This is a genomic window from Ferruginibacter sp. (genome assembly GCF_031430955.1).
In the GTDB taxonomy this organism is placed as follows: Bacteria; Bacteroidota; Bacteroidia; order Chitinophagales; family Chitinophagaceae; genus Ferruginibacter.
In genome coordinates this window covers 1-6,842 of record NZ_JANPCM010000391.1, presented here as the reverse complement: position 1 = coordinate 6,842, position 6,842 = coordinate 1, and the positions used below count along the sequence as shown (strand labels likewise).

Annotated in this window: 3 protein-coding genes; 1 reads left to right on the top strand and 2 read right to left on the bottom strand. The window is 38.2% G+C overall.

Features of this window, described 5'->3' with window-relative positions:
• On the bottom strand, positions 1-1,277 hold a 1,277-nt coding region (gene dnaK / locus ACY65O_RS11085; protein WP_462220925.1), incomplete at its 3' end, for a molecular chaperone DnaK.
• A gap of 591 nt (positions 1,278-1,868) precedes the next feature.
• Between dnaK and ACY65O_RS11080 the strand changes: the two genes are divergently transcribed.
• Complete coding sequence (locus ACY65O_RS11080; RefSeq protein WP_462220924.1) at positions 1,869-4,574, top strand: family 78 glycoside hydrolase catalytic domain; 2,706 nt, start codon at positions 1,869-1,871, stop codon at positions 4,572-4,574.
• A 373-nt stretch (positions 4,575-4,947) separates the two neighbouring features.
• On the opposite strand, the gene ACY65O_RS11075 is transcribed toward ACY65O_RS11080, so the two are convergent.
• On the bottom strand, positions 4,948-6,842 hold a 1,895-nt coding region (locus ACY65O_RS11075), incomplete at its 5' end, for an adenylate/guanylate cyclase domain-containing protein (protein ID WP_462220923.1).

Below are 6,842 nucleotides of genomic sequence, written 5' to 3'. Positions count from 1 at the left end.
TTATCGCTGGCGGTACTAAACACTTCCGATTTTTTTGTTGGTATGGTAGTGTTGCTGTCTATCAGTCTTGTCATTACACCACCCATGGTTTCAATACCAAGGCTTAAAGGTGTAACGTCTAACAACAATACATCTTTAATTTCGCCGGTCATAACACCGCCCTGTATTGCTGCACCAATGGCTACCACTTCATCGGGGTTAACACCACGGTTAGGTTTTTTACCAAAGAATTTTTCTACCAGTTCCAATACTTTTGGTATGCGGCTGCTGCCACCCACCATTATCACTTCGTCAATTTGAGAAGTATTCATACCGGCATCTTTCAATGCGGCTTCGCAAGGTTTTAAGCAACGCTCAAATAATTTATCGGCCAGTGCTTCAAATTTTGCACGGGTTAATTTTTTTACCAAATGTTTAGGCACGCCATCAACTGCTGTTACATACGGCAGGTTAATTTCTGTTTCGGTAGAAGATGATAATTCTACCTTAGCTTTTTCTGATGCTTCTTTTAAACGTTGTAAAGCCATTGGGTCTTTACGCAGGTCAATGGCTTCGTCGGCTTTAAATTCATCAGCCAGCCAATCCATAATCACTTTATCAAAATCATCGCCGCCAAGGTGTGTATCACCGTTAGTGCTCTTTACTTCAAATACACCATCGCCTAATTCTAAAACACTTATATCAAACGTACCGCCACCTAAATCGAACACGGCAATTTTTTGATCTTTACCGCCTTTATCTAAACCGTAAGCTAATGCTGCGGCAGTGGGTTCGTTTACAATTCTTTTTACAGTAAGGCCAGCAATTTCACCAGCCTCTTTGGTAGCCTGGCGCTGTGCATCGTTAAAATAAGCAGGTACGGTAATTACCGCTTCTGTTACTTCGTGGCCCAAATAATCTTCGGCAGTTTTTTTCATTTTCTGCAGTACCATCGCACTTATTTCCTGTGGTGTATATAATCTGCCATCTATGTCAATACGCACCGTATTATTGTCACCTTTTACTACTTTATAGCTCCAGTGGCTGATCTCTTCAGTTACTTCATCAAAACGGCGGCCCATAAAACGCTTTACGCTGCTTATGGTGTTTTGAGAGTTGGTAATGGCCTGGCGCTTTGCAGGATCACCTACTTTACGTTCGCCATTTTTAAGAAAAGCCACTACCGACGGGGTTGTGCGGCGTCCTTCTTCGTTGGCAATTACTACCGGTTCGTTACCTTCCATTACAGATACGCAACTGTTGGTGGTTCCTAAGTCAATTCCTATAATCTTTCCCATGTTTTAAAAATTTATTGAGTTTGATTGGAATTAGACAATGATTGTGCCGAAGGGAAAAAAGTGCAAAAATGGCAGCCCCCCCTCTATCTCCCCTTGAGGGGGGAGGAAATGGAGGAGATTTTAGCGAAGATCATATTTTATGAAAGCAGGATTAAACTGACAGTAATTAATTTAAAGAGTGCCTCATTCGGGTTCCCTCTCTTTTGGAGTCCCGATTAATCGGGAGGGGTGAGGTTTTGTTTGGAAGTTGAGTCTTGATGAAAATTGCTGTTGCAGAGTTTATACTAAGTAAAGAAGGGCTCCGTTCAGCTCCAGCAATTTCATTGAACTTTTATTTTAGGGTATAATTACCCCTTAAAAATTTCGTGTGTCAAAATGTTTAACTGCTGCAATACAAAATATTTTAAGCAAGGGCTTGTTTTACTGATCAGTTTAGAATTTTATGAATTAGCATTTGGGCAGGGTAATTTTTGCCACAGGTGTAAACATTTTTCTTTCTTCTTTTATATTTTAAAAGTGCTTACATTTAAATATAAATTTCTGCCGGTATAACCCTTACAAATTTTAAAAAGCCAAAACAAATTGCTGCACATGAAAAAGATCTTAATTACACTTAACTGTTTATTTCTTTTTTTTAATTTTTTAATGGCACAGGTTACGGTAACCAACCTGCTAACCGAAAACCAGGTTAACCCTGTTAGTATAGATATTGTACAACCCCGTTTTAGCTGGCAATTAAAGGGTGGTAAAAGAAATATTCAGCAAACTGCTTTTGAAATTAAAGTGCTGCAAAAAAATACTGCTGTGTGGAGCAGTGGTAAAGTAGCTTCGGCTCAATCTGTATTATTACCATATGCAGGCACTGCATTACAATCGGGCAGGCAATATAGCTGGCAGGTAAAAGTGTGGGACAATAATGGTAAAGCATCTTTATGGAGCACTGCGGCTTTTTTTAAAATGGGCATGTTGAATGCGGCAGACTGGAAAGCAAAATGGCTGGAAGCAGGTTTTGCAGAAGACAGTATTAACCGGCCGGCTCAATATTTTAGAAAGCCTTTTGGTGTAAATAAAAAAATACAATCGGCTTACGCTTATATTACTGCTCATGGTATGTACGAAGCACAAATTAATGGCAAACGTGTGGGTGATTATTATTTAACACCCGGCTGGACGAGTTATAACAACCGCCTGCAATACCAGGTGTATGATGTTACCAGCCTTTTAAAAAATGGTGCCAATGCAGTTGGTGTAGTTGCCGCTAACGGATGGTACCGTGGCTATTTGGCGTGGAACGATAATAAAAATATTTATGGAAAAAAATTAGCTATTTTATTTCAGATGGAAATTGAATACACCGATGGTACAACACAAACCATAACATCAGATGAAAGCTGGAAATCTGCAACAGGCCCCATACGGTATGCCGAAATTTATAATGGCGAAATATATGATGCCCGGCAAGAAAAAAATGGCTGGAGCAACGCAATGTATAATGACAATAACTGGAGCAGTGTAAAAACAGTAGCAGCCGATAAAGCGGTTTTAGTCGCAACTTATAATGAACCCATAAAAAAGCAAGAAATATTTAAACCCGTTAAAATTTTAAAAACCCCTAAAGGCGAATTGGTAGCCGACTTTGGGCAAAACCTTACGGGCTGGGCTACATTAAAAATAAAAGGTAAAACTGGCGATACTATAAATTTATTTCATACTGAAGTACTTGATAAAGCTGGTAATTTTTATACAGACAATCTGAGGGCAGCCAAACAACAAAATACTTTTATTTTAAAAGGTGGTGATGAAGAATTTTTTGAACCGCATTTTACCTTCCAGGGTTTTCGCTATATAAAAATTGAGGGGCTTACCGGAGAATTAAAAACAGAAAACATAAGTGCCGTAGCATTATATTCTGCCATGCCACCCACCGGAACATTCACTTCTTCGAATGCACTCATTAATCAATTACAACATAATATTCAATGGGGACAAAGGGGCAATTTTTTAGATGTGCCCACTGATTGTCCGCAAAGAGATGAACGCCTTGGCTGGACGGGTGATGCCCAGGTATTTTCACGAACTGCCACATTTAATTTTGGCGTAAATAATTTTTTTGCCAAATGGATGAAAGATGTTGCATTAGACCAGCAACCTAATGGCAGCGTACCATTTGTTGTGCCCAATGTATTGGGGCCCAATGCCGGTGGCTCTGCAGGCTGGGCCGATGCCGCCACTATAATTCCATGGAATGTTTATTTGGCTTATGGCGATAAACAAATTTTAATAGATCAGTACAGCAGCATGAAAGCCTGGGTGGGCTACATGGAAAAGGCCAGTAAAAATAATTTATGGAATACCGGTTTTCATTTTGGTGATTGGTTATTTTACCGCCCCTTTGATGATAATGATGGCCGGAGTGCCGTTACAGATAAATATTTAATTGCACAATGTTTCTTTGCTTACTCCACACAAATATTATTTAACACTGCAACAGTGCTGGGCAAAACAGCCGATGCTGAGTATTATAAAAATTTATTGCAAAAAATTAAAACAGCTTTTGTAAACGAATATGTAACACCCTATGGTAATTTAGTTTCGGGTACACAAACGGCTTATGTGCTGGCACTTCATTTTGATATGCTGCCCGAAGTGTTACAAAAAAATGCCGCAGAAAAATTAGTAACGAATATTAAAAATTACGGTGATCATTTAACCACTGGTTTTTTAGGCACACCCTACCTCTGCCATGTGTTAAGCCGTTTTGGTTACACCGGTGTGGCTTATAAATTATTATTGCAGGAAACTTATCCATCGTGGTTATACCCTGTAAAAATGGGTGCCACAACTATTTGGGAAAGATGGGATGGCATAAAACCCGACAGTACATTCCAGGTGCCATCTATGAATTCTTTTAATCATTATTCCTATGGCGCCATTGGCGATTGGATGTACCGTGTAATGGCAGGCCTGGATACTGATGAAAGTGAACCGGGTTATAAGCACATCATAATTAAACCACATGTTGGCGGAGGTTTTAAAAATGCAGCAGCAACGCTGCAAACTTATTATGGTACCGCAAGCAGCGGCTGGAAAATAATAACAGATAAAATTTTATTTGATGTGGAGATTCCACCGAATACCACGGCAACAATTTATTTACCTGCAAAAGCCACAGAAGCAATTACAGAAAATGGCACAGCCTTATCAGCAATAAAAGATATCAGCATAACCGGTAGTGCGGAGGGGTACGTAATTTTAAAAGTTGGTTCAGGTAAATATAATTTTGAAGTGAAGCAATAAATTTTTCTATGCAGGAAATTATAAATCAGGAAGCAGATAAATTACATCAGGCAGTAAAAGATTTTTTGCTAAAAGGAATTACGCAAGAGGAAATAATTAAATAACTGGCAAAACAAAATATTGATGCATTTTATGCACCAACAATTATCTACAATGTATTATCCGGCCAACAGGATAAAAAAGATTTTTGGAAACTATTGCTGATGGGTTTGGTTACCACAGCAGCCGGGTTATTGATCAATTATTTTTCTTACTTCATTGCAGTTAACTCCGGTTCGCTTTCTTTTTATTTATTCTGAGGAATAATTGTTGCAGGTATATTGATGGTTGCCAGGGCTTTTATTTTATTTAAAAAATAGTTACCTGCTTTTTTTCAATTACTGACAGAAAGTTTTTTTTCTTTGATATTAACAACAACACCATTTTCCTTTTCTACAAAATACATATCAATCTCCCCCACATTTTTTGCATAAATTTTGCCACGGTAGCTGCAGATAAAATTATCTTTTATTATTTCGTAAACAGAGGCTGAAATGTTTACCTGGCCCGGCACGCCATTACTTTCCATGCGGCTGGCAATATTTACAGTACTGCCCCAAATGTCGTAGGCGTATTTTTTTTTGCCTACCACGCCTGCTAAAACGGGGCCGGTATGTATTCCTATCCGCAGGTCCCAGGGTTCCAAACCCAGCGCCAGTCTTCGTTTATTGTTCTGCATAATAAATTGCTGAACTTCCAGGCTGGCATTTACAATGTTCTCTGCATGCTTTTCATCGGGTGTAGGTATGCCCCCTGCACACATGTAGGAATCGCCGATAGTTTTTATTTTTTCCAGTTTATATTTTTCAATAATGTCATCAAATGCCATAAAACAGGTGTTCAATTCTTTCACCAGTTCCTGCGGTGCTAATTTATCTGCATGAACAGTAAAATCTTTAAAGTCGGTAAACATTACTGATACTGATTCATAATTCCGGGGCGTTGCCTGGCCATTCAACTTCAATTCGTTTGCAATTTCTGACGGCAAAATATTTAACACTAATTGTTCTATCTCCGCTTTCTGCTGATCGAGTTTGTGATTGGTCTTTACTTTTATCCTGTAGTTTCTAAAAATAAGTAATGCAATTAAAAATAAAAGTACCAAACCAATCAGGGAAGCATTCTTTACTAATTTTTGTCTTTTTAATTGCAGATCGGTAAGGGCTTTATCTTTAGTAAGTAAATTTATTTCAGTTTGTTTTTTTTGCAGATCAAAATCAAATTGCAGTACACCCAATTTTTTACCAGTTTCAATATTGTACAATGTATCGTTGATATCTGAAAAAAGCGACTGGTATTTAAAAGCACTGTCATAGTTATTTGATTTGGCATAAGCTTTGGCCATACCCTGGTAAATATCCACTATTTCATGATTGGCGGTAATTTCCAAAGCTTTTGCTTCTGCCTCTTTAAAATTAATCACGGCATTTTCGTTATCGCCTTTTTTTGCATACGCTTCTCCTAAACCCATTAAAGACTGCACTATTGAAATGGGTACATTCATTTTTTTTGCCAGTTGTAATGCCCGGTTATGATTCTTCAGGGAAAGATCAAATTTTTGTTCCCGGGTATATAATTTACCAATCGCATTATAAGCATTAAGGCTGCCTTCGTTATTACCATAAGCTTTTAGTGCTTTATTAAAATAAAACATGGCTTTGGTATCATCATTTTTTTCAAAATAAATTGAGCCGATGTTTACGGCAATGGCGCCCAACTCTTCCTGTTTACCCAGTTCTTCGCAAAGTGGCAATGCTTTTAAATAATATTCCAACGCTTTTTCATGCGTTACTTCTTTCATGTTGTACACCCCGCCAATATTATTTAAAGCGGTCAGCATTCTTAATTTATCACCTGACAGTTCTGCAAACTTTAAGGACTGCAAATAATTTTCTAATGCTTTTGCATCATCTCCCCTGTCGTAATAAATTACACCTATATTACTGTACATATTGGCAATGCCCACATTGTCACCTGTTTTTTTAAAAATTTCAAGGGACTGCAGGTAATGATCAAGTGCCTCAACAAATTTTGCCTGATAGTAATAAGTGATACCGATATTTTTTAGCGCATAAGCCGCTCCTTTAGCATAATTTAGTTTTTCGGCCATCAGTTTTGCACGTATAGCTAAATCAATAGCCAGTGCCGGCGAATCGGTAATGTGTGTTTTACTTTTCTGGATAAGCCTGTTTACAGTAGCTGTTTCGTTTACACTTTCGTCAAAAAGGG